21 protein-coding genes are annotated in these 24,696 nt (G+C 51.7%); 7 read left to right on the forward strand and 14 right to left on the reverse strand.

All coding sequences use genetic code 11. The features are described 5' to 3' along the window. Positions 1-77 precede the first annotated feature (77 nt). The 7 genes from HMPREF2865_RS03505 to HMPREF2865_RS03535 form a co-directional block, all read right to left on the reverse strand. Positions 78-1,673, reverse strand: a complete 1,596-nt coding sequence (locus HMPREF2865_RS03505) for an SIR2 family protein (RefSeq protein ID WP_070645646.1) — start codon at positions 1,671-1,673, stop codon at positions 78-80. 29 nt (positions 1,674-1,702) lie between these two features. Continuing rightward, positions 1,703-4,651 (reverse strand): DUF3418 domain-containing protein, encoded by a 2,949-nt coding sequence (locus tag HMPREF2865_RS03510; RefSeq protein ID WP_083309554.1) that lies wholly within the window; start codon positions 4,649-4,651, stop codon positions 1,703-1,705. A gap of 65 nt (positions 4,652-4,716) precedes the next feature. Next, positions 4,717-6,294, reverse strand: coding sequence for a lipooligosaccharide phosphoethanolamine transferase (lpt3, locus tag HMPREF2865_RS03515; RefSeq protein WP_141752513.1), 1,578 nt, complete (start codon positions 6,292-6,294; stop codon positions 4,717-4,719). Between the two features lie 138 nt (positions 6,295-6,432). Next, positions 6,433-7,827, reverse strand: coding sequence for an ATP-dependent RNA helicase HrpA (gene hrpA, locus HMPREF2865_RS03520; RefSeq protein ID WP_083309555.1), 1,395 nt, complete (start codon positions 7,825-7,827; stop codon positions 6,433-6,435). 108 nt (positions 7,828-7,935) lie between these two features. Further along, positions 7,936-8,322: a ribosome silencing factor gene (rsfS, locus tag HMPREF2865_RS03525; RefSeq protein WP_002246503.1), complete on the reverse strand. Its 387-nt coding sequence runs from the start codon at positions 8,320-8,322 to the stop codon at positions 7,936-7,938. Positions 8,323-8,380: 58 nt separating this feature from the next. After that, the gene (gene nadD / locus HMPREF2865_RS03530) at positions 8,381-8,986 is read right to left on the reverse strand and encodes a nicotinate-nucleotide adenylyltransferase (RefSeq protein ID WP_003749340.1); all 606 of its coding nucleotides are present in this window, start codon (positions 8,984-8,986) and stop codon (positions 8,381-8,383) included. Between the two features lie 18 nt (positions 8,987-9,004). After that, positions 9,005-9,589, reverse strand: a complete 585-nt coding sequence (locus tag HMPREF2865_RS03535; RefSeq protein WP_070645648.1) for a beta-class carbonic anhydrase — start codon at positions 9,587-9,589, stop codon at positions 9,005-9,007. Between the two features lie 120 nt (positions 9,590-9,709). On the opposite strand from HMPREF2865_RS03535, the gene HMPREF2865_RS03540 reads away from it, so the two are divergent. Then, complete coding sequence (locus HMPREF2865_RS03540) at positions 9,710-10,600, forward strand: NUDIX hydrolase (RefSeq protein WP_070645649.1); 891 nt, start codon at positions 9,710-9,712, stop codon at positions 10,598-10,600. 15 nt (positions 10,601-10,615) lie between these two features. Then, positions 10,616-11,557 (forward strand): ABC transporter ATP-binding protein, encoded by a 942-nt coding sequence (locus HMPREF2865_RS03545; protein ID WP_070645652.1) that lies wholly within the window; start codon positions 10,616-10,618, stop codon positions 11,555-11,557. A gap of 108 nt (positions 11,558-11,665) precedes the next feature. Here the strand turns inward: HMPREF2865_RS03545 and HMPREF2865_RS03550 are convergent, their stop codons facing one another. From HMPREF2865_RS03550 to HMPREF2865_RS03580, 7 genes are all read right to left on the reverse strand, one after another. Next, complete coding sequence (locus tag HMPREF2865_RS03550) at positions 11,666-12,130, reverse strand: hypothetical protein (RefSeq protein WP_070645654.1); 465 nt, start codon at positions 12,128-12,130, stop codon at positions 11,666-11,668. Between the two features lie 98 nt (positions 12,131-12,228). Next, positions 12,229-12,456: an enterochelin ABC transporter gene (locus HMPREF2865_RS03555; RefSeq protein WP_070645656.1), complete on the reverse strand. Its 228-nt coding sequence runs from the start codon at positions 12,454-12,456 to the stop codon at positions 12,229-12,231. A gap of 72 nt (positions 12,457-12,528) precedes the next feature. Beyond that, positions 12,529-15,360, reverse strand: coding sequence for a valine--tRNA ligase (locus HMPREF2865_RS03560; RefSeq protein ID WP_070645658.1), 2,832 nt, complete (start codon positions 15,358-15,360; stop codon positions 12,529-12,531). A 96-nt stretch (positions 15,361-15,456) separates the two neighbouring features. Further along, the gene (zupT, locus tag HMPREF2865_RS03565; protein WP_002224778.1) at positions 15,457-16,266 is read right to left on the reverse strand and encodes a zinc transporter ZupT; all 810 of its coding nucleotides are present in this window, start codon (positions 16,264-16,266) and stop codon (positions 15,457-15,459) included. Positions 16,267-16,446: 180 nt separating this feature from the next. Then, complete coding sequence (locus HMPREF2865_RS03570) at positions 16,447-17,703, reverse strand: D-amino acid dehydrogenase (protein ID WP_049336835.1); 1,257 nt, start codon at positions 17,701-17,703, stop codon at positions 16,447-16,449. A 76-nt stretch (positions 17,704-17,779) separates the two neighbouring features. Beyond that, the gene (locus HMPREF2865_RS03575) at positions 17,780-19,171 is read right to left on the reverse strand and encodes an alanine/glycine:cation symporter family protein (RefSeq protein WP_070645660.1); all 1,392 of its coding nucleotides are present in this window, start codon (positions 19,169-19,171) and stop codon (positions 17,780-17,782) included. Positions 19,172-19,537: 366 nt separating this feature from the next. After that, positions 19,538-20,395, reverse strand: a complete 858-nt coding sequence (locus HMPREF2865_RS03580) for an ATP-grasp domain-containing protein (protein ID WP_070645662.1) — start codon at positions 20,393-20,395, stop codon at positions 19,538-19,540. Positions 20,396-20,521: 126 nt separating this feature from the next. Here HMPREF2865_RS03580 and HMPREF2865_RS03585 point away from each other — a divergent pair, with 126 nt between their 5' ends. The 5 genes from HMPREF2865_RS03585 (at position 20,522) to HMPREF2865_RS03605 (ending at position 24,657) form a co-directional block, all read left to right on the forward strand. After that, positions 20,522-21,757, forward strand: a complete 1,236-nt coding sequence (locus HMPREF2865_RS03585) for an FAD-binding domain-containing protein (protein WP_070645664.1) — start codon at positions 20,522-20,524, stop codon at positions 21,755-21,757. 147 nt (positions 21,758-21,904) lie between these two features. Beyond that, the gene (gene minC, locus HMPREF2865_RS03590) at positions 21,905-22,624 is read left to right on the forward strand and encodes a septum site-determining protein MinC (RefSeq protein ID WP_070461264.1); all 720 of its coding nucleotides are present in this window, start codon (positions 21,905-21,907) and stop codon (positions 22,622-22,624) included. Between the two features lie 26 nt (positions 22,625-22,650). Continuing rightward, positions 22,651-23,466, forward strand: coding sequence for a septum site-determining protein MinD (gene minD, locus HMPREF2865_RS03595; RefSeq protein WP_070645666.1), 816 nt, complete (start codon positions 22,651-22,653; stop codon positions 23,464-23,466). A 3-nt stretch (positions 23,467-23,469) separates the two neighbouring features. Continuing rightward, complete coding sequence (gene minE, locus HMPREF2865_RS03600) at positions 23,470-23,733, forward strand: cell division topological specificity factor MinE (RefSeq protein WP_003680625.1); 264 nt, start codon at positions 23,470-23,472, stop codon at positions 23,731-23,733. Positions 23,734-23,736: 3 nt separating this feature from the next. After that, positions 23,737-24,657: a hydrogen peroxide-inducible genes activator gene (locus tag HMPREF2865_RS03605; protein ID WP_049330768.1), complete on the forward strand. Its 921-nt coding sequence runs from the start codon at positions 23,737-23,739 to the stop codon at positions 24,655-24,657. Positions 24,658-24,696: the final 39 nt, after the last annotated feature.

The raw sequence follows: 24,696 nt of genomic DNA on the forward strand, positions 1-24,696 counted from the left end.
TTAGGGGATTTTGGGGAATTTTGCAAAGGTCTCACTCTTTATGATTCATAGGTAGGGTGCGTGCAGGCTACAGCTTGCTACCACCCATGTTTCAATAAATCATGCAAAACAATCAGCTTTTTAAGCTCTGCTATAGCGGAGTCATTTTCCCCATTTAAAATATCTTTAGATATCCCGCGTAGAAAATCACTCAGTCTATCCAAAATAGCTTTATCATTTTTTAACTCCTCAAAGCAAAATTTAGAAAATACAACTTTCCTAATTTTATCTATAGTTTTAGAATCAGAGTCAAGAATATCTATAACTGATTCTGTAGCATGTTTAAATTTTTTTGAGTAATTTTTACTCGTTTGATGGATTTTATTGATATTTATATTTACGAATCTGTCTAGATTGCATCCAGTTTTATCTCTAAATTCGCGATATTTATCTAAAGAATCAATATCTATTATTTTTAGGTATTTAAATACAGGAATATACTTAATTTTTGAAGAAGTTTCCCCTATCATTAGAGTAAGTAATTTCCTAGCATCATATGCACAATTATCTTCTATGGCATCTAAAAGGATATCTTTGTGCTCAATATTAGAATATCCTAAATCAGTGATCTTGTTTAATTTATTCTGTATTCCAACTCCAACAACAACCTCAACATCTTCATAGTTTGAAATTCTATCAATATCCATAACATAAAGTTTTTCAAGAGATACATCATCATCTTTTTTATAAGTCAGTTCATATATTTGCTCTTTACATATCCTCAGTATTTTAACTGGTATTTTTCTTCGTACATTATGCAATGCCTGATATACTTTACAAAAATCATCAGTTTTGATAGTTGTAATAGGAAGGCTAATCTCTTGGATAGTAATTGAACTATTCATGATAGTATCTTCTTCTCCACCGGCTCGCTGTACAAAAATTAAATTTTTTTGCAAATTAGCTAGCTTAGAGGAGTCACCATCTAAACACTTGACGATATTTGCTAAAATATTCTGTATATTTTTATCACCAAGCGAATAACCAATAAATATTACAGGATGCTCTACAAAAATAGTAATTAATTTTGCTGTTAAATAGCTATTTCTTTCTTGAAACTTATTATAATCTGTATTAGTCAATACTAGAGAGTTTGGCTCTGTGGAGCATCCATGTATTTTGTATATCTCACCAACTCCATAACTAGTTGAAAATATGAGTTCTTTTTGGCCAATATATTTTACATAGTCTGGGAATAGTTGTTCCAATAGCGTATCCCAGTTTGTTGTAATTATTCCATCAATATTTGAATCTTCCAGCATCCTAACTTCAGTTTCATATGCTGGATCAACATAATTTTTAGTTAGTTGTTTTAGATATTTAGATATTTCAAACTTTAAAGCAGAACTTTGGTTTTTTGTTTCTTTAAAAGAATTTCTGGATTCTTCGTATTGTGAGTCGCTCCACCATAGTTCATGAAAGTCCTTAGCTAATAAGCCTGCTGCAGTTGCTAAATCTTCATTGGCTGAAGATAAATAGTATCCAAATTCTTTAGTAATAGAAAATTTCTCTAATAACCCCTTCCAGTCTTCAAGACCTAAATATCTTCTTGATAAGCCAGAGCCTATAAAAAGAAAAGGATTGCCTTGATTTTCACGTATTATTTTTGTTAATTCATCAGTAATATTTGACATATTATTAGCTCCTGTTAGTCGTAAATATTTTAGATATTTCCCCACACCTTCAACAACCTCTTCACCGACACCGGATACGGTGTCTTCAATTCCTGTGCAAACAGCGACACTCTCAATTCTTCAATCATCCATTTAAACGCGGCGAGGTCGTCTGAAACGGGCAATCCTTGTTTGATCAGGCTGTCGGTTTTTTCCTGCCACATTTGTTCCAATTCCCGTATATCGACTTCTCGGGCTGCGTCGCGGGCAGGGTTGCTGCTGTATTTTTCAAGGCGCAGGGTCATGGCTTTGAGGTAGATGGGGAGGCGCGGCCATTGTGTCCACGGGGTGCGGGTGGCAAAGCCGGCGGCGAGCAGGGTTTGCAGGCGTAGTCTTAGGAGGTGGGTCAATGGATGTTTGCCGAGTTTGCCGTTGAGTTCGGCGTAGGCGGCTGCGGTTTCCTGCAAGTAGCGGCTGAGGGCTTCTTTGACGGCGGGCAGGCGGCTGCGGGCGCGTTTGATTTGTTCTTTGAAGGCTTTTTCGTTGCGCGGCAGCTCGTCTTCGCCGATAAAGGCGCGGTCGCAGACGGCTTGGGTGAGGTCGTCGCGCAGGGTGTCAGCGTTGATGTGTTTGAGCAGCATGGCGGCTTGGGTGAAGCCTTGGATGCCTTTGTTCAGGTCTTTAACTTGTTCTTTTAGTTGCAGTTTCATGAGTTCGATCACGCCTTGACGGTGTGCCTGTTCGGCGGCTTCGTTGGTGTCAAACAGGCGCAGAGCGATGCGGCCGTCTTTTTCTTTTTGCAGGCCGAGGTAGCCGGTGAGCTGTTGTTTGCCGCGTGCGAATTTGATGGATTCGGGTAAGGTGCCGATATCCCATGCGGTAACGTTGTCGCGCTCGAATTCTTGAGTGTTGTCGCGGAAGGTGACGGCGGCGGCTTGGCCGAGTTGTTGTTGCAATTCGTGCAGTTTGCGGCCGCCGGCAAGCTCTTGTCCGCCGTCATCGATAATGCGCAGATTCAGATAGCAGTGTTCGGGCAATTCTTGCGCCGCCCATGCGTCTTGGTCGATTTGCTCGAGAATCCGCATATCGCCGGCGCTTTTGGCGATAAAGTGTGCCAACTGGGGAATGATGGCCGCTTGGCGGTTGGGATTGCTTTCGAGGAATTTGGTGATGAAATCGGGTACGGGCACGCAAATGCGGCGGATTTGCTTCGGCAGTGCTTTAATCAGCAGCTGGATTTTTTCGCGCAACATACCGGGCACCAGCCATTCGAGCGACGGCGCGTGCAGGCGGTTGAGGACGGTCAGCGGCACGGTCATGGTCACGCCGTCGAGCGGATGGTGCGGCTCGAAGCGGTAGGAAAGTTTGAACTTGCCGTCTGCGGTTTGCCAGAATTTGGGGAACTGTTCTTCGGTAATGTGCGCGGCGGCGTGTTGCATCAGATCGTCGCGGCTGAGGAACAGCAGACGCGGATTGTCGCGCTCGGCGGTTTTGAGCCAGGCTTCAAAGGTGCGGATATCGGCAAGGGGCAATGGTTTCAGACAGCCTTTTTGAGATGCTGGCTGCTTTTTGAGTTTGGGGTCGTCTGAAACATTTTGTAGGGTGTGTGAACTCGGTTCACGCTTGCGGTTGTCCGCATCATTGGCATCTGCGTGCGTGGCTTGCGCCACGCGTCCTGCGTTGCGCTGGTTTGCTTGTCCGTTTTGATCGGCCATTTTGTCCGACTGGGTTTGTCCGCCCTCTTCGCTTCCCCAAACGCCGCCTTTCGCGTCTTTCCACACCAGCTCGGGCAGGCGTTCGTTATAAAACGCAAACAGGGCTTCGTCATCGACCAATACGTCTTGCTTACGCGATTTGTGTTCGAGTTCGGTAATTTCTTTAATCAGCTTTTTATTGTGGGCAAAAAAGGCCGTCTGAAGATTGCTTTCTTGCGCCACCAATGCGCCGCGGATAAAGATTTCACGCGCTTCTTCGGGCGCAACTTTGCCGTAAGACACGGGGCGGCGCGGCAATACGGTCAGGCCGTAAAGCGTAACGCGTTCGCTGGCGACGACTTCGCCGCGTTTTTGTTCCCAGTGCGGCTCGAAATAATGGTAGCGGACGAGGTGCGGCGCTTCCTGCTCGATCCATTCGGGCTGGATAACGGCGACGTCGCGCGCGTAAAGGCGCGTGGTTTCAACCAATTCTGCCGCCATCACCCATTTGGGTTTGGCTTTGAACAGGGCTGATGCAGGAAAAAGGTGGAAACGGCTGCCGCGCGCGCCGGTATAGTCGTTGCCGTCGGGTGATTTCATGCCGACGTTGGCGATAAGGCCGGTGAGCAGGGCGCGGTGGATTTGTTCGTAGCCGGCTTCTTTTGCGGCGCGGATTTGGGCGCGGTGTTGTTTCTTATCCAGTTGTTTTTGTTTGAGTTTGGCCGCCAAATCTTGGTCGCCTTGGCTTTCAGACGGCCTTAATTGTTCTTGGGAAGGAGGTTGTCGAAACGCGGCTTCCTTAGTGGTCAAACCCATTTCAATCGCGGTTTGGGCAAGCTGGTGGTGCAGCTCGCGCCATTCGCGCATACGCAGGTGTGACAGGAAATATTGGTGGCACCATTGCACCAGCTGCTTGTTGGACAAACCTTTGTCGCGCTCACGCTGGAAGCTGTCCCAAATATTCAGATAGGCAAGGAAATCGGATTGCTTGTCGGTAAAACGCTCGTGCGCCTTGGCCGCGGCATCGCGTGCTTCCAGCGGCCGCTCGCGCGGGTCTTGAATCGACAGTGCGGACGCGATCACCAATATTTCCGCCATGCAGTCGTGTTTCTTCGCCGCTAGCAAAATGCGCGCGATTTTCGGGTCGATGGGCAGGCGCGCCATTTGTTCGCCGAGTTTGGTCAGGCGGTAGCGCGTGTTGGCACCGATATGGCCCGAACTATTTTGCAGGCCGTCTGAAACATTGACTGGATTGGATCGTGCATCCATGCCTGATCCGCGTACTTGGTTCTTCATATTTTGCATAGTCTTGTCGGTCGGGCATCTTCCCCGACATCATCTAAATTTGTCTTTATTGGTTTTCACGCCGCTTATTGCGGATAAACATATTCCGCTTTGCCATCGCGAATGTTCAAGCTGCCTGCATCGCCCGTAATCAGATTGCCCGTTACCGAGCCTTCGCGACAACCTGAAACCGGCATATCGTATCCCAGCGTATGAATCAGGAACGTTGAAAGCTGCTGATGGAAGGCAATCTCGCAAGGCGCAAAAGCCTGGTTGGCAGCCTGTTGCACGGCCTTATCCGGGCTGTACAACACCAGCGGCACAAGATAGCTGTCGGGCTGCACCGTGCCTTGATTGTAGGTATCTTGGCGCACATACTGGCCATGATCGGAGGTATAGGCAAACAGCCAGTTGCCGTCAGGCTGCTTTTGCAGCTGCTCGAATACGGTTTGAATCATTTGGTCGGTTTTGTGGATGGTGTTGTCGTACTTATCCACAATATTGGCTTCGCCGAATACTTTATCTTGAGGCTGCAACAATGCGCCGTATGGGACGTGCGAACCGCGTTGGTGTAACACGATAAAATGCTTGCCCTGCTGCAAATTGATTTTGTCGAACAAGGGCAGCAGCTTCTCATCGGGCATATTGTCGCCGTTGCCGTAGCCAAGCTGCGTCGGCTGAATCAGATGGTCTATCCATTTCTTACCGATTAAGTTCAAAATCGCCATCTCGTTTTCAGCCTGCGCGCTGTAAAAATACGTTTCATAGCCCTGCTCTTTGGCAAGGCGGAACATATTGGTATCGCCGCTGCTGATTTGCTCATAGCCGTTGGCATGCGGTATCGCATTGAAAAAGCTGGGCAGGGACACAGCCGTCATCAAAGCGGCAGAATAGCTTTGCTTCACAATCGGCTTAAAGTCGGCTTGCGACAGTTGGGTCAAAAACGGCGAAGTTTCGCGTCCGTAGCCAAACAATTTCAAATGCGCCGCGCTTTCGCTTTCGCCCATAATCAAGACGATATTTTGAACACTGCCCTGCCCGATTTTGCTTGGTGCAGGCTGTTTGAACACAGGAATCTTGCTTAAATCAAACAACTGATACGGCAATACGCGCCCGACAAAATAACCGAAGCTGAAATAATTGGCTTTGATACGGCTATATGTCGGTTTGGGCGAAATACCGTGTTCCTGCGTCGTACTGAATGAACGTCCAAAAATCAGCAACATCGCCGCAATAAACAAAATATCGGCGGCAAAATGCGTCTTACGGCGGAATTTGGCAAGACTGCAAAACAGCACGACTTCCAACACGCCCCACAACGCAGGCAGCCACAACTTATCCAACATCGACGCGCCCGCGTTGCCGACTTCGGTAACCTCTTTCAGCATCAGCCAATAATTAATGCCCGTTATCCAACTTTGATAAACCGCGTAATGCACATTGTTGGCAATAATGCTGAACGCAAAAAACACCGCAATCAACAAACGCGTCACCTTATAACGCGCAAACAGATACAGCGCAGCAATCACAAATGTCAGCGCAAACGTTTCCGCAATTTTCGCAGTCGGCAGAGTTTCAATCCCGAATACAAAGCGATAGGCGATTTCGCTGGCAGTAAGTAAAGACGAATACAGAACAAGCGTGAGGAAAGATTTTTTCATCATTAATATTTCACAATAAAAAATTTACCGATTGGGTTTTAAAACCCAATATTCCCTTTTCAATAGTTTTTAGTTTCTCAATGATTTAGGCCGTCTGAAAATGAAACATGGCCTGCCTTTTTATGAAGAAAGTTTTTATTTTCAGACGGCCTCCACCGCCCCCAATTCCAGCAACACCTGAAAACCGTCATTGATATACCGCGAATCGGGCATTTCTAAAAACGGGAATGCTGCTACGTCGCCCAAGTTCAGCGATGCCATGCGCAGGATGACGGCGGCGAGGTTGCTGCGGACGATTTCTGGGTCGGTAAATTCGGGGCGGCTGTTGAAATCTTCTTCTGAAAACAGTCGGATACATACGCCTGCGGAGACGCGGCCGCAGCGGCCGGAGCGTTGGCGGGCGGCGGCTTGGGAGATTTTCTCTACATGAAGCTGTTCCACTTTCGCCCGTGCGGAATAGCGTTTGACGCGCGCGAGACCGGTGTCGATAACGTATTTGATGCCCGGCACAGTAAGCGAGGTTTCGGCGACGTTGGTTGCTAACACGACGCGGCGTTTCGCGCCTGAGGGGTGGAAGATTTTGTGCTGCTCGGCGTGCGACAGGCGTGCGAACAGGGGCAGGATTTCGTCGTTGCGGCGCAGCGTGGATTTGCGCAGGGCTTCGGTGGCTTCGCGGATTTCGCGTTCTCCCGGTAGGAACACCAAAATATCGCCTTCGCCGTGTCGCACCAATTCGTCCGCCGCATCGACAATCGCGTCGGTCAGCTCTACTTCCGCGTCGTCTTCGTCTTTGCTGGTCAGCGGTCGGTAGAGGATTTCAACGGGATAGGTACGCCCGCTCACTTCTAAAACAGGCGCACCGTTGAAGTGTTGGGAGAAACGTTCTGCGTCTATCGTTGCCGAGGTGATGATGACTTTCAAATCGGGGCGGCGCGGCAGCAGTTGTTTCAGGTAGCCCAAGAGGAAGTCGATGTTCAGGCTGCGTTCGTGTGCTTCATCGATGATAATCGTGTCGTAGGCGGCGAGATAACGGTCGGTCTGAGTTTCTGCCAACAGGATGCCGTCGGTCATCAGCTTGACGCAGGCATCGCGCGAGGTGTGGTCGGTAAAGCGTACTTTATAGCCGACCGCGCTGCCGATTTCGGATTTCAGCTCTTCGGCAATCCGCTCTGCTACGGAACGCGCGGCCAAACGGCGCGGCTGGGTATGCCCGATCAATCCTGCCGCCCCGCGCCCGAGTTCCAAACAAATCTTGGGTAACTGCGTGGTTTTGCCCGAACCGGTTTCGCCGCAGATAATCGTTACCTGATTCTCGGCAATGGCTTTTTTGATTTCGTCGAGTTTTTCGTGAACGGGCAGCGTGTTGTCGAATTCGGGCTTGGGCAGTTTGGACAGGCGTTGCAGATAGAGATCGTGCGATTTTTTGTATTTTTCCTCAACCTTGGCCAAGCCGCCGTATTTATTGGGGTTTTTAAAGGCAGATCGCAGAAAATGGCGGTCTTTGGAGAGGGTTTGGGCGAAATCGGGTTGCGGCATGATGGTGCAATGAATTAAATAATGTGAAAAGAATGGAATTATAGCAAAAGGCCGTCTGAAACTTGCTTGCTTTCAAGTTTCAGACGGCCTTTGTATGGATAAACCGTTTTAGTCGGCGGCGTGCCAAGGTTTTTGCATACCGGCGTGGAAACTCGGTTTTTCTCCGCCCCACAAGGTATCGATGTCGTAGAAGTCGCGCACGGCAGGGAGCATGACGTGGACAACGAGGTCGCCTGCGTCGACGAGCGTCCATTCGCCGCTGTCGCCTTCGGTGCTGAGGATTTCAAAACCGGCTTCTTTCAAATCGACGGCAACGTTGTTTGCCAGTGCTTTGACTTGGCGTGTGCTGTCGCCGCTGGCAATAATCATACGGGCGAACAGGGAGGTTTTGTCTTGGGTTTCCAAAACAGAGATGTCTTTGGCTTTGATGTCTTCGAGGGCGTTTACGGCCACTTCGACCATTTTTTGCAGGTCTTGCAATTCTTGTTCGTTCATTATTTTCCTAGTTGAAATGTTTTCAGACGGCATTATAGCTTATCTGCCTGAATAAACGCTATTTTTCATAGAGTTTGTGTTGGCGGATATATTGGGCGACGGGTTGTGGCAGGCCGTCTGAATGGTGGGTTTTGGCGAGATTGGCACGGATTTGGGTGGAGCTGGTGTTGTGCAGCGGCGCGTTGAGGATGCGGACGCTGCCGTTTTGCAGGGCTTCGCCGAGCCATGCGTGCAATTCGCGCGGGGTTTTGTTGAGGTTGTCGCCTTGGCGCATGGCGATGGCGATATGGGTCTGGCGCACGAGGGTTTGCCATTTTTTCCATGTGTGCAGCTGCATCAGGCTGTCACTGCCCATCAGCCACCACAGTTGCGCGCCGGGAAACTGCTGGCGGAAGATTTGGACGGTGTCAAACGTATAAGTTGCGCCGTCGCGGACAATGTCGCAGTCGCTGGCGGCGAATTTCGGCTCGTCGGCAATGGCGAGTTCGACCATATTGAGGCGCTCTTGTGCCGGCGTGCGCGTGCTGTCTTTGTGGTACGGGTCGCCTGCCGGCAGGAAGACGACAAGGTCCAAACCGATTTCGTCGGCGAAGGCGCGGGCGATGTGGAGGTGGCCGTTGTGGATGGGGTCAAACGTGCCGCCGAATAATCCGATATTTTTCATTTCGTGGTGGTGTCTGCGTTAGATGTTTTGGCCGTCTGAAGCAGGCAGGCTGCCGTCAACAATCAGGTTGAGCTTGCCTGTGGTCGGGTGGATGACCAGGCCGTGGATGGCGATGTTGTCGGGCATCAGCGGATGTTTACGAATCAGCTCGACTGTGTGGCGCACGCTGTCTTCGACGTTGTCAAAACCGGTAAGCCAGCCGTCCAAATCGATACCGGCATTGCGCAGGGTTTCGATGCGGTCGTCGGGGATATTGCTGTCGTGTACGCGTTGGAGGAACTCTTCGGCGTGTAGTCCGCGCATACCGCAGTCGTGGTGGGCAATGACCATGATTTCTTTGACTTTGAGTTCAAATACGGCGACCAACAAACTGCGCATCACCGAACCCCAAGGGTGGGTCACCAGCGCACCGGCGTTTTTGATGAGCTTGGCGTCACCGTTTTTCAAGCCCAAGGCATTGGGCAGCAGTTCGATAATGCGTGCGTCCATGCAGGAAAGAATGGCCAGCTCGCGGCCGGGGTATTTGTTGGTAAAGTATTTTTCGTATTCGCCCGTTTCGACGAAATGTTGGTTATAGGTGAGGATTTCGCTCAATTCGCTCATGATGTGCTCGTTTCGGATGGTTTACTCTATTATAGCGGTTTTCGGGTAGTGCGGTTGTTTTGCAAATTCGCCGTAAACGGCTAAAATCGACGTATCTTTAGTTCTTTTGGAGGATGCGCCATGTCTCAGTCTTTCCGTTTTGAACAGGTATTCGCGTCCGATGTCCACGACGCATTGTGGGATTGGGCGCAAACCAGCTATGGCGCATCCGACGATTGGTGCATTCTGTATCTCAACGGCCTGTCTTTAGGCCGTCTGAACCCGTTATGGCGCGAACGCCTCGGGCGCGATTGGACAGGCAGGCAGTCGACCCTTTCAGACGGCCTGAATTTGGAAACCGACAGCTGGGCAGAAATGGGCGACAGTTTGCAAACTCTGGCGCAACAATGGCGCGAATGCGGTTGGCTCAAAGGTTGGCGCGATGAAAAGTTTGACATCTGCGACCAGTCGGGCAAGCCTTTATGCGCACTCGAACGCGCTGCCTTCCGTCCGTTCGGCCTGATGAGTCAGGCAGTGCATTTGAACGGATTGGTCGAAACAGAAGACGGTTTGCGCTTTTGGATAGGCCGCCGCAGTCCGCACAAGGCCGTTGATCCGAACAAACTCGACAACCTGACCGGCGGCGGTATCAGCAGCGGCGAGAGGCCGTCTGAAGCCGTCTGCCGCGAAGGCGAAGAAGAAGCAGGCATTCCCGCTTCTATGACACCCCATATCCGACCGACCGCCCAGATATACAGTTTGCGCCCCGTTAATCGCGGTATCCACAACGAAATCCTGTATATCTTCGACATCGTCCTGCCCGAAGGCTTCCAACCCGCCAACCAAGACGGAGAAGTCGCCGGTTTTGAACTGATGGACATCCTCACCCTGCTTGATGCCATGTTGGGCGGACACATGATGCACGATGCCCAGTTGGTCACGATCGAAGCCTGCCATCGATACGGCCTGATCGACCCCAAACATCCGCTGTCCGCATGGCTCGACAGCATCCGTTGCCGACCCCATTTTTAAAGGCCGTCTGAAACCATGTTGCAACTCAAAAACATCAACAAACGCTTCGGCAGCAAAACCGTTGCCCAAGACATCAACCTAAACGTCGAAGCAGGCGAAATCCTCGCCGTACTCGGCCGCTCCGGCTGCGGCAAATCCACCCTGCTCAAAACCATCGTCGGCCTGGTGCGTCCCGACAGCGGCGAAGTCTGGCTCAACGGCGACAACATCACCGACATGCCGTCTGAAAAACGCAATATCTCGCTGATGTTTCAAGACTACGCCCTTTTGCCGCATTTAACCGCCCTCGACAACGTCGGCTTCGGCCTCAAAATGCGCCGTCTGCCCAAAGCCGAAATCGAAGAACAATCCATGCAGGCCTTGCGCGACATCGGTTTGGAACACGAAGCGCAACGCAAACCCGAAAGCCTCTCCGGCGGCGAACAGCAACGCCTCGCCCTCGCGCGCGCCCTAATCACGCGTCCGTCGCTGTTGCTCTTGGACGAAGCCTTCTCCAGCCTCGACACCCACCTGCGCCACCACCTGCGCACCCTGACCGCCGAACGCATCCGCAGTCAAAACATCCCCGCCATCCTCGTGACCCACTCCGCCGAGGAAGCCTGCACCATGGCCGACACCATCGCCATCATGCACGAAGGCCGCATCCTCCAACACGGCACGCCGGAAACCCTTATCCGCCGCCCCGTCAACGCCCAAGCCGCCCTGCTGCTCGGTTTGGCCAACACCGGCGACACACGCTACATCCCCCAACACGCCATCCGATTCAACCCGAACGGCACAGCCGTCCGTATCAGCGAAGCCATTCCTCTCGCCGAAGGCATACGCCTCACCCTCACCCATCCGCAATACGGCGATTTGATTTGGTATCCCCACGCCGACCACGATACGGAAAAACCGCAAACCGGACAGGAAATCCGCATCAGCGTGGATGAAAGTCAGATTGTTTGGTTTGATTGAATTTGATGGATTAAGAAAAAGAAAAAGGCCGTCTGAAATTTAAGTTTCAGACGGCCTTTGTTATCTCAGCCATCAATCAGACAAACCTATCTGACCTATGGTCGCTTTTTACTTCACTTTCGTACATACCTCACGGGCAGTCCCGTCTTCAGACACCAATTTGCCTGTTTTATCCAGTTGATACACTTCATCTTCTCCGGGCTTGTCCATCTGCGCAACCAATCCGGTGTATATCATGCTTTCCAAGAATTGGCCGTCTTCTGATTCTTCCAACCATGCCAATGTTTCAGGGCTATGGAGTCGTGAAACTTCGCTGTACTTGATTTGGCTTTGAGTTAAGGCATTGTTCGCAAAACGCCATTTACCCCCACCGACAACATGGTACGCTAAGACATTGCCGTCATCGTCCACTTTGAGCTTAGCGTCGCCACGGAAACTGCCGTCCTGAAGATATTCGACTTTTGTATCACTGTGAATGTTTTCATCAGAGCCAACGCAATGCCATGTACCGACAATCGGAGAAGCCAGGGCGGTTGTTGCGGATAAAAGCACCGGCAAAATAAAGAGTTTCATCTATTTCCTTTCTTAAAAGAGGCCGTCTGAAAAGTTGCAACGACATTGAAGCTGCATTTTCAGACGGCCTTTGCGAGTATTTTACTGCAGGCGGACGTTCAAGAAATATAAATCACGAGACCGGCAATCAGCACCAGCTGGACACCCAACTTCATCAGTGCGGTACGACTGACGAAGTAGATAAACCAAGTGCCGGTCAAAATCAACAGTAGAATAATCAACCACGGCCGCCATTTGTTGAGGTGGACGGCTTCGGTAAAGCAGGTATAAATATGAAGTACGACGATGGCGACGATGAACAATATAGGCACGATGAAGTCCATCATTTGATTTCCTTTTAATGAGGCCGTCTGAAAACCCTAGTTTCAGGTTTTCAGACGGCCTTGTTTAAATCAAAATCAGTCTTTCAACTTCGCCAACTGAATTTGAACTTTCGCCATTTTGTCTTCCAATTCCGCCAAATCGGCTTTGTCTTTTTCCACCAAATGCGCCGGGGCTTTTTCGGTGTAGCCGGGTTTGGAGAGTTTGGCATTGAGTTTGTCCAAGGCTTTTTGCAGCTTCTCGGCTTCTTTGCTCAAACGGGCGGTTTCGGCGGCTTTGTCGATTTCAACTTTCAACATCAGGCGCGCGCCGTTGCAGACGGCGACGGGGGCGTCTTCCGCTTCGGGCAGGCTGTCCACCAGCTTGGCTTCGGTCAGTCGGGTCAGCGACGGCAGGTATTTGAGCAGGCCTTCGAGTTCTGCACTGCCTTCGACAAAGAGCGGTGCTTTGACGTTTGGCGCGATACCCATTTCGCCGCGCAGTTTGCGCACTTCTTCCACCAAGTCTTTCAATGCGGCCATTTTATCGAAGGCCGTCTGAACGATTTTCTCTTTATCGGCTTGCGGATAAGCGGCCAACATAATGCTGTCGGCGGTTTTGGCATTCGCCAGAGGCGCAACGACCTGCCACAGCTCTTCGGTAATGAACGGCATGATTGGGTGCAGCAGGCGCAGGATGGTTTCGAGTACGCGCACGAGGGTGCGGCGTGTGGTGCGCTGGGTTGTCGGGCAGCCGGTTTGGATTTGCACTTTTGCCAGCTCGATGTACCAGTCGCAATATTCGTTCCACACAAATTCGTACAGCGTTTGCGCGGCAAGGTCGAAGCGGTAGGTTTCAAAGGCTTCGGCAACGGCGGCTTCGGCTTGTTGCAGTTTGCCGATAATCCATTGGTCGGCAAAGGTAAACGCCAACGGCTGCATTTCGTCTTGGCCGCAGTCTTTGTCTTCGGTGTTCATCAACACGAAGTTGGTGGCGTTCCACAATTTATTGCAGAAGTTGCGGTAGCCTTCGGCGCGTTTGAAGTCGAAGTTGACGCTGCGGCCGAGGCTGGCGTAGCTCGCCATGGTGAAGCGCAATGCGTCCGCACCCATGCTCGGAATGCCTTCGGGGAAGAGTTTTTTGGTTGCTTCTTCCACTTTCGGCGCGGTTTCGGGTTTGCGCAGGCCGGTGGTACGTTTCACCAGCAGTTTTTCCAAGTCGATGCCGTCAATCAAATCCACAGGGTCGATGACGTTGCCTTCGGATTTGGACATTTTTTTGCCTTCATGGTCGCGCACGATGCCGTGGATGTACACGTCTTTAAACGGTACTTTACCGGTGAAGTGGGTGGTCATCATAATCATGCGCGCCACCCAGAAGAAGATGATTTCGTAGCCGGTGACCAAGACGTTGGACGGCAGGAAGGCTTTGAGTTCGTCGGTTTCAGACGGCCAGCCCAATGTGGAGAACGGCACGAGCGCGGAGGAGAACCATGTATCCAATACGTCTTCTTCGCGGATCAAACCGGTTTTGCCGGCTTGTTTTTCGGCTTCTTCCTGATTGCGGGCAACGTACACATTGCCTTCGTTGTCATACCACGCAGGGATTTGATGGCCCCACCACAGTTGGCGCGAGATACACCAGTCTTGGATGTTGTTCATCCATTGGTTGTAGGTGTTGACCCAGTTTTCAGGGATAAAGCGCACTGCGCCGCTGTCGACGGCTTTTTTGGCTTTGTCGGCAAGGCTTAAGCCTTTGAATTCGCTGTCAGGCTCGCCGCCGTTTGGCGTGGCGGACATGGCGACAAACCATTGGCTGGTCAGCATCGGCTCAATCACTGAACCGGTACGGTCGCCTTTCGGCGTCATCAGCGTGTGCGGTTTGATTTCGACCAAGAAGCCTTGTTCTTGCAAATCGGCAACCATTTGTTTGCGCGCGGCAAAGCGGTCCAAGCCTGCGTATTTTTCAGGCAGGGCAAAGCCTTGTTGCGCTTCGCCTTTGAAGTTGAACACTTCGGCGTTTGCCAGCACTTTGGCTTCCAAGTCGAACACATTAATCAGGCGCGTGTCGTGGCGTTTGCCGACTTCATAGTCGTTGAAGTCGTGCGCAGGCGTGATTTTCACGCAGCCGGTGCCAAAATCTTTTTCAACGTATTCGTCAGCAATCACGGGGATGGTGCGGCCGGTCAGCGGCAGGATCAATTCTTTGCCGATTAAGTGGGTATAACGTTCGTCTTCGGGATTGACGGCAACGGCAACGTCGCCCAGCAGCGTTTCAGGGCGGGTGGTTGCCACGATAACGGCTTCGGCGGGATTGTCGGCCAGCGGATAGCGGATGTGCCACATAGAGCCTTGTTCTTCCACGCTTTCCACTTCCAAATCCGACACTGCGGTACCCAATACTGGATCCCAGTTCACCAAGCGTTTGCCGCGGTAAATCAAGCCTTGTTCAAAAAGGCGCACGAACACTTCGGTCACGGTTTCGGCGCGCACGTCGTCCATCGTGAAATACTCGCGCGTCCAGTCGGCAGAGCAACCCACGCGGCGCATCTGCTGCGTAATCGTGCCGCCGGAAACTTCTTTCCATTCCCACACTTTTTCCAAGAATTTTTCGCGGCCCAAGTCATGACGGGATACGTTTTGTGCGGCAAGCTGACGCTCGACCACGATTTGCGTGGCGATGCCCGCGTGGTCGGTGCCCGGAATCCAGGCGGTGTTGCAGCCTTTCATGCGGTAATAGCGGGTCAGGCCGTCCATAATGGTTTGGTTGAAGGCATGGCCCATGTGCAGCGTGCCGGTTACATTGGGCGGCGGCAGTTGGATGGAGAAAGACGGTTTGGTCAAATCCATATCAGGCTGGAAATAGCCCTGCTTTTCCCAGTTTTGATAATGTTTGGATTCGATTTCGGCTGGATTGTATTTGTCTAACATGATGGAACTTTGTGAAATTAAGGTTATTTTTGATGTGCGGATTATAACGCAAAAAGGCCGTCTGAATCATTTCAGACGGCCTTTGGCATACGGGTTTTAAAAATGGAACAATACCAGGCTGACGGCAATCACCGCCATGCCCGTTGTCAGGCCGTAAACGGTTTCATGGCCGTCTGAATAGCGTTTGGCGGCCGGCAACAACTCGTCCAACGCCAAAAACACCATCACACCGGCTATCACGCCGAACACCGAACCAAACACGGCAGGCGATAAAAACGGCTGCAAAACCAAATAGCCCAAAGCCGCCCCCAAAGGCTCGGCCAAGCCTGATAGCAGACACGCCCATACCGTTTTCTTACGGCTGCGGGTGGCAAAATAAACCGGCGCGGCGATGGAAATGCCCTCCGGAATATTATGGATGGCAATCGCCAAGGCCAAAGGCATCCCGACCGCCGGATTTTCCAAGGTGGCAAAAAACGTCGCCAAACCTTCGGGGAAATTGTGCGCCGTAATCGCAAACGCCGCCATCATACCGACTCGCGCGATATGGCGGCGTTTACTTTCTTGAAACGACGGGTCTTGCGCATCTAAGGTTTCATGCGGGTTCGGCACCAGGCGGTCGATCAGCGCAATGCCGCCCATCCCAGCCAAAAATGCCATGGTCGCCGCCGCAAACGCGTGGTCTTTATCATAAATTTCAGCGAATGCCTCGCTGGATTTACTGAAAATTTCCGTCAGGGAAACATATACCATCGCACCGCCGGCAAATGCCAAACCAAACGACAACACGCGCGGATTGGGCGTTTTGGAAAACATCACCAAGCCGCTGCCTAATACGGTAAACAAACCAGCGGCCAGCGTGATGGAAAAGGCAACGGCCAAATTGGACATCGAAAAATCGGGCATGAGAAAACCTGCGCTAAAAGCTGGGACAGGTTCAGACTAACACTTTTTAATGCATATGATAATAGTTATTATTTATTTTATTGATTAGGTACACAGATTTTGAAACAAAAGGCCGTCTGAAAAATAATTTTCAGACGGCCTTTAAGTTTGAAATGTCACTAAACCTTATCGCTTTCCAGCTTAAGCCTGATAGCGCGACAGGCTCAAATCATCGCTGCGGATTTCGGTGTCTTTACCGCTCACGATATCGGCGGTTAATTTTGCCGAACCCAGCGACATGGTCCAGCCCAAAGTGCCGTGGCCTGTATTTAGGAACAGGTTGTCAAAGCGGGTGCGCCCGATTAACGGCGTGCTGTCGGGCGTCATTGGTCTGAGGCCGCTCCAGAACAATGCCTGATTCAAGTCGCCGCCTTCGGGGAACAAATCGTTGACGACCAAAGCCAGGGTTTCGCGGCGTTTTTCGGGCAGTTTGATTTCGTAGCCCGATAATTCCGCCATGCCGCCGACGCGGATTCTGTTGTCAAAGCGCGTGATGGCGACTTTGTAGCTTTCATCCAAAACGGTGGACACTGGCGCGCCGTCTGAGTTTGTGACAGGCAGGGTCAAGGAATAGCCTTTGACGGGGTAAATGAGCAGATCGAGGTCCAACTGCGCCAAAACCGTCCTGCTGAAGCAGCCGAGCGCACAGACGAAGGCATCTGCTTCAAACCGTTCTGTTTCGGTTTCCACTGCGCTGATGCGCTGGCCGCCCTGTTCGATGCGGCGGATGGTTCGGTTGAAATGAAACTGTACTCCCTTTTCCTGACACAATTTGTATAGGTTTTCAGTGAAGAGGTGGCAGTCGCCGGTCGCGTCTGCGGGCAGGTGCAGGCCACCGGCAATTTTGGCGGTAACGCGTGCCAGCGCAGGCTCAAACTCTGCGCATTCTTCGGGTTTCAGACGGCGGTACGGCACGCCGTAGCGTTCCAAAACGGCAATGTCTTGTTCTGCCGCTTCAACTTCTTTGGCTTGGCGGAAAATCTGCAACGTCCCTTTTTTGCGCCCTTCAAAATTCATGCCGGTTTGCGCTTCAAAACGGCGGAACATTTCTCGGCTGTATTCAGAAATCCTGACCATGCGCTCTTTATTGATTTGATAGCGCGCTGACGTGCAGTTTTGCAGCATTTGCCACAGCCATTCGATTTGATACAGGCTGCCGTCAGGGCGAAACAGCAAAGGCGGATGGCTTTTAAACAGCCATTTCAGTGCTTTGGTCGGGATACCGGGTGCCGCCCAAGGCGTGGTATAGCCGTAGGAAAGCTGGCCTGCATTGGCAAAACTGGTTTCCATCGCCACGCCCTCGGCGCGGTCGATGACCGTTACTTCATGTCCTGCCTCTGCCAGATACCACGCGGAAGATACGCCGGCAACACCAGCACCTAAAACAAGCACTTTCATTTTTCTCCTCCTCTGACTTTTTTCAAAAATACAGATATCAGGTCGTCTGAAACACATTTTCAGACGACCTCAGGCATCAATGTGGCAACTCTCCGTTTCTGACTTTCTGTTTGAAGTCACGCGTTTCATTGACGATTACTTTAGCCATTAAAAGGAGTGCGATCAGGTTGGGCAGCGCCATCAGACCGTTGAAGGTATCTGAAGCCAGCCATACCAAATCAAGGCTCAAGACTGTACCCAGCATGACGGAAGAAACATAACCGATGCGGTACAGACCGGCAAATTTCTCGCCGAATACATAAACCGCACATTTCTCGCCGTAGTAGCACCAGCCTAGAATGGTTGAGTAAGCGAAGAAAATCAGACCGATGGTGACAATCCAACCGCCGATGCCGGGCAGCATTTTTTGGAAAGTAACGGTTGTCAGCGCCGCGCCGCTCAATTCAGGTTTCACAAACTCGCCGCCTGCACCGAGCAGACCCATGACCAACACGATACCGGTAATCGAGCAAACGACGATGGTGTCTAAAAACGTACCGGTCATGGAAACCAAAGCCTGACGGACGGGGTGGTCGGTTTTCGCGGCGGCGGCGGCAATCGGCGCAGAACCCATACCCGCCTCATTGGAGAACACGCCGCGCGCCACGCCGTAGCGGATGACCGTACCGATGGCGCCGCCTGCAACGGCTTGCGCGCTAAACGCATCGGAGAAAATCAGTTTGACGGCGGGCATCAATACATCGGAATTAATCACGATAATGGCAATACCGCCCACCACATAAAACACTGCCATGGCAGGTACGATAAAGGACGCGGCTTTGGCAATGCCCTTAATGCCGCCCAAAAGCACGATGGCCGTTAATACAGTCAATATCACGCCGGTATAGGCAGGTTCGACGCCAAAGCTGGTTTGCACTGCCTGCGCAACCGAGTTGGACTGCACCGAGCTGCCGATACCGAAGGAAGCGAATGTGCCGAACAGCGCAAATGCGACGGCCATCCATTTCCAGTTTTTGCCCAAGCCTTTTTCGATGTAATACATCGGGCCGCCGGACATTTCGCCTTTGGAATTGGTGACGCGGTATTTCACCGCCAACACACCCTCGCCGTATTTGGTGGCCATACCGAAAATGGCGGTCATCCACATCCAAAATACCGCGCCCGGGCCGCCGGTTACCACCGCAGTCGCCACACCGGCGATGTTACCCGTACCGATGGTGGCGGAAAGCGCAGTCATCAACGCCGCGAAATGGGAAATATCGCCTTCGTGGTCTTCACCGTTTTCATGCTTCTTTGACGGCACAAACGCCTGTTTCAGCGCATAACCCAACATAGTGAACTGCAAGCCTTTCAGCAAAACGGTCAGCAAAATGCCCGTACCGACCAGCAGCATCAACATAATAGGTCCCCAGACCCAGCCGCTGATGGTTTCGAAAAAGGCTTTGAGATTGTCTAAAAACAATTGCATGGCTTTCTCCTTTGTCTGTTTTATTTTTTATGCACTACTTTTTGTAGTGTCATGTAATTTCAGCACAGAATATTCAATAAGACAATATCTTTCTTTTTAAAAAGATTTTTGAGGTTTTACCCTAAAAAGATATCTATTTAGACCGGTCAGATTGTTTACAATCCACTAAAAATAAAGGCTGCGGCCGAGATAAAATGCCAAATGAAAGTTAATCAACCATCAATTAAGACTGCAAAAATTAAAATGACACAATCGACAAATGGCACATTATTGAAAAATACAAACACGCAAATCTTGTTTTAAAAAAGCCTCAGGCCGTCTGAAAGATGGTTTTCAGACGGCCTGATGCTTGTTAACTATATTGATTCAGGTTGATGAATGTTGCCCAAGTAACTGCGCCAACAGTCGGGCAAAGCGTTCTGTCGCGCCTTCGCTGGTGTGCAAATACAGGGCTGGCTCGATGAGTTCCAATTCATTGAGCAGGAAGGTATCGCCGACCAATGTACCGTCCACTCGGGCGTAAACCGGCATTTGCGGCAAAGCGGCCAGTACGTCTTGTGCGGCACTGATGGCAAACTCGGGTGGCTCAATACCGAACACCGACACACCATAGGCCGAGTTGGCGCGCCATTCGCCTTGCGGCGGCTGACGGCGCACGGCATGGCTGAATGCGCCGTTGAAAAACACCAGCGATGTTTCGCCTGCTGTTTCGATTTCGCGGATATAAGGTTGAACAATCATACCTTGCGGATAATCCGCCATGTTCACGTCCAATGCCTCCGCACAAACTTTAACCACGCCTTTGCCGCTCTGCCCAAATGCCGGCTTGATGACCGCTTCCGTCCAGCCCTGTTGGTTCAGGATGTCGGCCAATTCGGCTTTTTGCGGCGGAACGAACACACTGGGAATCACTTGCGCTCCGCGCGCCGCCAAATCGCACAAATAAGTCTTTTCCATATTCCAAGCCATCAATTCGGGCGGATTGATAAAACGCTGCCCCGCCTGCCCGGCATGTTCCAGCCATTGGCGGAAGGCTTCGGGTTCGGCGGCATAATCCCATGCGCACAAAGGCAGTAAAAACGGCGCGGACGGATGGTTTTGCCACACATCAAATACGGTTTTCACGCCCATGCTTTCCAAGCATGCCGCCAATGTTTTCAGGTTGTCCGATGGTTCAGGATAGGTTTGGCAGGTAATGAGTGCCAAAACGGTTTGCTCGATCATGGTTGCCGCCTCATTGCTAAAACCAAAATTATATAGCGAAATCAAACCAAAAGATTTTTCAGACGGCCTGATACATGAGGCCGATTCTGATAAAATGGTTTCCCCTTTTTCCGTCGGAACATGCTCATGAAATCTGCTCACGTCCTTGTCTGGTTCCGCCGCAACCTCCGCCTGCACGACAATGCCGCGCTTAATGCCGCCGTTGCAAGCGGTTTGCCCATCGCCTGTGTCTGGGTCAGCCAAAGGCCGTCTGAAAACCACAATCCGCGTCAAAGCCTGTTCCATTATCAAGCCGCACAAGAGCTGCATACCCGTCTGGCGGCGCACCATATTCCTTTACACGTCGTCGCTTCCGACGAAGACCTCCTCCCCTTGGCTGCTGCGCTCAATGCCCATACCGTCATCACAGACGAAGCCTACACCGAAGCCGAAATCCGCCAAGACAACCACCTCTGGCACAATTTCGACCAAGCAGGCATTGCCCTGCAACACGCCAACGACCGCGGCATTTTGGCCAAATCCCCCCTTATGGATGCCAACGGCTTGCCCTACACCGATTTTGCCGCCTATAAACAAGCATGGTTGCAGGCTTATTCAGGACAAAGGCCGTCTGAAACCGAATTGCCTGTTCAAACCGGACAAAACGTTCCACTGTTTCCAGCCCATACCGGAGCAATATTGCCTGCCTATCAGCAGGGCGGCGAAACCGCAGCCTTAACGCAATGGCACGCGTTCAAACAGAATTTGGTTCACTACCCGATTACCCAAAATTTTCCGGCACGAAAAAACACCAGCCTCCTCAATGCCTACCTGTCCGCAGGCTGCATTTCACCGCGCCTACTGGCTGCTGAAGGCTTGGCAAACCGACATTTCGAGTGGCTGGACAAGCTTATTTTCCGCGACTACTGCTACCAGCTCGCCTACCACCGCCGCCTGCCCGAAACAACCGATGCTGCTCCGGTACGCGAATACTGGCGACACGGCCAAATCGGCGTGCCCATCATCGACGCCGCCATCCGCGGCCTCGAAGCCACCGGCCACTTACACCCCGTTCTCCAGCAGCTGTGCGCCCACTATTTCTGCCATGCGCTCAACTTCGACCCCAACCAAGGCATCGCGTGGACAGCCTCCGTCCAAACCGGCACCGACCCCGCGCTCAACCAAGCCAACTGGCACCTCGCCGCACAAGACACGGCCACCGTCCTCTATGCCCACCGTTCGCACCAAATCGACCCCGACGGCAGCTACATCCGCAGTTACCTCCCCGAATTGGCGCACCTGCCATCCACCCTCATCCACACGCCGTGGGCCGCCGCCGATGACATCGACACACACGGCTACCCCTTCCCCAAGGCCGTCTGAAACCTACGTTCACACCAAAAAACCACACTAAATACAGCTGAAAAACGTTCAAACAAAATATTTTGGTTTCAGACGGCCAAACAGATTGAATAGCCAAGATTTACACGGTAAACTTACGTCATTAAAAAATTTTATTATTTCATTACAATGAAACCCGCATTCGACATAAAAACGTCACGTTTGGACGTCTTATCCATCCATCTGCACACCGCAGATCTAACCGAATTGGAAGAATTCCTGCGCCAACTGGCAGGCCAATCCCAAGACGAATTCGTTCCCTTCATTTTAGACGTACAAGATTTCGACCATCCCGAATCCATCGATTTGGGCGGCATGATTTCCCTGTTTGCCCGTTACGGTATGCAAATTTTAGGGCTGCACCACACCAGCGACACATGGGCGGCAGCGGCAGCGCGTTACCACTTGGTCTTCAAACAAGGCAACTCCAACCAGGCAGCCGACACACAGGCAGCACCTACTCCTCGCCAAGCACCGCAGCCGCAAGACGTACAAGCGACCGTTATCAACAATCCGACTGTATTGGTCAGCACGCCCGTGCGTACCGGCCAGCAGGTTTACGCTGAAAACGGCGACCTCATCGTTACCGGCATCGTCAGCCAAGGTGCGGAACTTATCGCCGACGGCAACATCCATATTTACGCCCCCATGCGCGGCAGAGCGTTGGCCGGTGCAAAAGGCAATACCAACGCACGCATCTTTATCCATTCCATGCAGGCCGAATTAGTCTCCGTTGCCGGCATCTACCGCAACTTCGAGCAAGACCTGCCCGAGCATCTGCACAAAAAACCCGTACAAGTATCATTGCAAGACAACCGACTGGTTATCAGCGCAATCGACGCCGAATAAACATCAGTACTTAAAAAGGAAATATCGTGTCCAAAATCATCGTAGTAACTTCAGGTAAAGGCGGCGTAGGCAAGACCACTACCAGCGCCAGCATCGCAACCGGCCTGGCCCTGCGCGGCCACAAAACTGCCGTGATCGACTTCGACGTCGGTTTGCGCAACCTTGACCTGATTATGGGTTGCGAACGCCGCGTCGTATACGACCTCATCAACGTCATCCACGGCGAAGCGACTCTCAACCAAGCCCTGATTAAAGACAAAAACTGCGAAAACCTCTACATCCTGCCTGCATCGCAAACCCGCGATAAAGACGCACTGACCCGCGAAGGCGTGGACAACGTGATGAAAGAGCTGGCCAGCAAAAAAATGGGCTTCGAATTCATCATCTGCGACTCCCCTGCCGGTATCGAACAAGGTGCACTGATGGCGCTCTACTTTGCCGACGAAGCCATCATTACCACTAACCCGGAAGTATCCAGCGTCCGCGACTCCGACCGTATCTTGGGCATTTTGCAAAGCAAATCACGCAAAGCCGAACAAGGCGGCACTGTTAAAGAGCACCTGCTGATTACCCGCTACTCCCCTGAGCGCGTGGCTAAAGGCGAAATGCTGTCTGTACAAGATATCTGCGACATCTTGCGTATTCCGTTGATCGGTGTGATTCCTGAATCACAAAACGTTCTGCAAGCTTCCAATGCCGGCGAACCTGTCATCCACCAAGACAATGCCGCAGCAGCAGAAGCCTACAAAGACGTTATCGCCCGCCTCTTGGGTGAAAACCGCGAAATGCGTTTCCTCGAAGCTGAGAAGAAAAGCTTCTTAAAACGACTGTTCGGAGGTTAATACATGTCACTGCTCGATATGCTGTTCGGCAGAAAGCCGAAAACCGCCACAGTCGCGCGCGACCGCCTGCAAATCATCATCGCGCAAGAACGCGCACAAGAAGGCCAAGCTCCGGACTATCTGCCGACCCTGCGTAAAGAGTTGTTGGAAGTCCTGTCCAAATACGTCAACGTATCATTGGACGACATCCGCATCTCCCAAGAGAAACAAGACGGCTTGGACGTTCTTGAGCTGAACATCACCCTGCCGGAACAAAAAAAGGCTTAACACATGACCTTGACCGAATTGCGTTACATCGTAGCCGTCGCACAAGAACGTCACTTCGGACGTGCCGCACGACGCTGCTTTGTCAGCCAGCCCACCCTCTCCATCGCCATCAAAAAGCTGGAGGAAGAGCTGTCGGTATCCCTGTTCGACCGTAGCAGCAACGACATCATCACGACCGAAGCGGGCGAGCGCATTGTCGCCCAAGCCCGCCGGGTTCTGGAAGAAGCGGAACTCATCAAGCACCTTGCTAATGAAGAGCAAAACGAATTGGAAGGCGCGTTCAAACTTGGCCTGATTTTCACCGTTGCCCCCTACCTTCTGCCCAAGCTCATTACCGCGCTGCGTGAAACCGCACCGAAAATGCCGCTGATGCTGGAAGAGAACTATACCCACATCCTGACCGAGTCGCTCAAACGTGGCGATGTCGATGCAATCGTCGTTGCCGAACCATTCCAAGAGCCGGGCATCGTGACCGAGCCTCTGTATGACGAACCTTTCTTCGTCATTGTTCCCAAAGGACATCACTTTGAAGAACTCGATGCCGTTACGCCTCAGCTTTTGGGCGAAGAACAAGTGTTGCTGCTGTCCGAAGGCAACTGTATGCGCGACCAAGTGTTGGCGAGCTGTTCCGAATTGGCTTCCAAACAGAAAATCCAAGGTTTGACCAATACCCTGCAAGGCAGCTCCATCAACACCATCCGCCACATGGTTGCCAGCGGTTTGGCCATCAGCGTCATGCCTGCTACCGCATTGACCGAAAACGACCATATGCTTTTCAGCATTATCCCGTTTGAAGGCACTGCACCGCACCGCCGTGTCGTTTTGGCCTATCGCCGCAACTTTGTCCGTCCCAAAGCACTGACTGCTTTGCGCACGGCTATTTTGCAATCGCAACTGACCGGTGTAACGTTCGTCAACGAATAAACCGTAAAACAAAAGGCCGTCTGAATATTCAGACGGCCT

Origin of the sequence: Neisseria sp. HMSC073G10 (genome assembly GCF_001812605.1) — a bacterium.
GTDB classification, from domain to species: domain Bacteria; phylum Pseudomonadota; class Gammaproteobacteria; order Burkholderiales; family Neisseriaceae; genus Neisseria; species Neisseria subflava_A.

What these genes read in the sequence shown, in the direction of transcription:
- HMPREF2865_RS03505 (WP_070645646.1), bottom strand. Translation starts at nt 1,673, where the DNA reads ATGTCAAATATTACTGATGAATTAACAAAAATAATACGTGAAAATCAA.
- HMPREF2865_RS03510 (WP_083309554.1), bottom strand. Translation starts at nt 4,651, where the DNA reads ATGCAAAATATGAAGAACCAAGTACGCGGATCAGGCATGGATGCACGA.
- lpt3 (WP_141752513.1), bottom strand. Translation starts at nt 6,294, where the DNA reads ATGATGAAAAAATCTTTCCTCACGCTTGTTCTGTATTCGTCTTTACTT.
- hrpA (WP_083309555.1), bottom strand. Translation starts at nt 7,827, where the DNA reads ATGCCGCAACCCGATTTCGCCCAAACCCTCTCCAAAGACCGCCATTTT.
- rsfS (WP_002246503.1), bottom strand. Translation starts at nt 8,322, where the DNA reads ATGAACGAACAAGAATTGCAAGACCTGCAAAAAATGGTCGAAGTGGCC.
- nadD (WP_003749340.1), bottom strand. Translation starts at nt 8,986, where the DNA reads ATGAAAAATATCGGATTATTCGGCGGCACGTTTGACCCCATCCACAAC.
- HMPREF2865_RS03535 (WP_070645648.1), bottom strand. Translation starts at nt 9,589, where the DNA reads ATGAGCGAATTGAGCGAAATCCTCACCTATAACCAACATTTCGTCGAA.
- HMPREF2865_RS03540 (WP_070645649.1), top strand. Translation starts at nt 9,710, where the DNA reads ATGTCTCAGTCTTTCCGTTTTGAACAGGTATTCGCGTCCGATGTCCAC.
- HMPREF2865_RS03545 (WP_070645652.1), top strand. Translation starts at nt 10,616, where the DNA reads ATGTTGCAACTCAAAAACATCAACAAACGCTTCGGCAGCAAAACCGTT.
- HMPREF2865_RS03550 (WP_070645654.1), bottom strand. Translation starts at nt 12,130, where the DNA reads ATGAAACTCTTTATTTTGCCGGTGCTTTTATCCGCAACAACCGCCCTG.
- HMPREF2865_RS03555 (WP_070645656.1), bottom strand. Translation starts at nt 12,456, where the DNA reads ATGATGGACTTCATCGTGCCTATATTGTTCATCGTCGCCATCGTCGTA.
- HMPREF2865_RS03560 (WP_070645658.1), bottom strand. Translation starts at nt 15,360, where the DNA reads ATGTTAGACAAATACAATCCAGCCGAAATCGAATCCAAACATTATCAA.
- zupT (WP_002224778.1), bottom strand. Translation starts at nt 16,266, where the DNA reads ATGCCCGATTTTTCGATGTCCAATTTGGCCGTTGCCTTTTCCATCACG.
- HMPREF2865_RS03570 (WP_049336835.1), bottom strand. Translation starts at nt 17,703, where the DNA reads ATGAAAGTGCTTGTTTTAGGTGCTGGTGTTGCCGGCGTATCTTCCGCG.
- HMPREF2865_RS03575 (WP_070645660.1), bottom strand. Translation starts at nt 19,171, where the DNA reads ATGCAATTGTTTTTAGACAATCTCAAAGCCTTTTTCGAAACCATCAGC.
- HMPREF2865_RS03580 (WP_070645662.1), bottom strand. Translation starts at nt 20,395, where the DNA reads ATGATCGAGCAAACCGTTTTGGCACTCATTACCTGCCAAACCTATCCT.
- HMPREF2865_RS03585 (WP_070645664.1), top strand. Translation starts at nt 20,522, where the DNA reads ATGAAATCTGCTCACGTCCTTGTCTGGTTCCGCCGCAACCTCCGCCTG.
- minC (WP_070461264.1), top strand. Translation starts at nt 21,905, where the DNA reads ATGAAACCCGCATTCGACATAAAAACGTCACGTTTGGACGTCTTATCC.
- minE (WP_003680625.1), top strand. Translation starts at nt 23,470, where the DNA reads ATGTCACTGCTCGATATGCTGTTCGGCAGAAAGCCGAAAACCGCCACA.
- HMPREF2865_RS03605 (WP_049330768.1), top strand. Translation starts at nt 23,737, where the DNA reads ATGACCTTGACCGAATTGCGTTACATCGTAGCCGTCGCACAAGAACGT.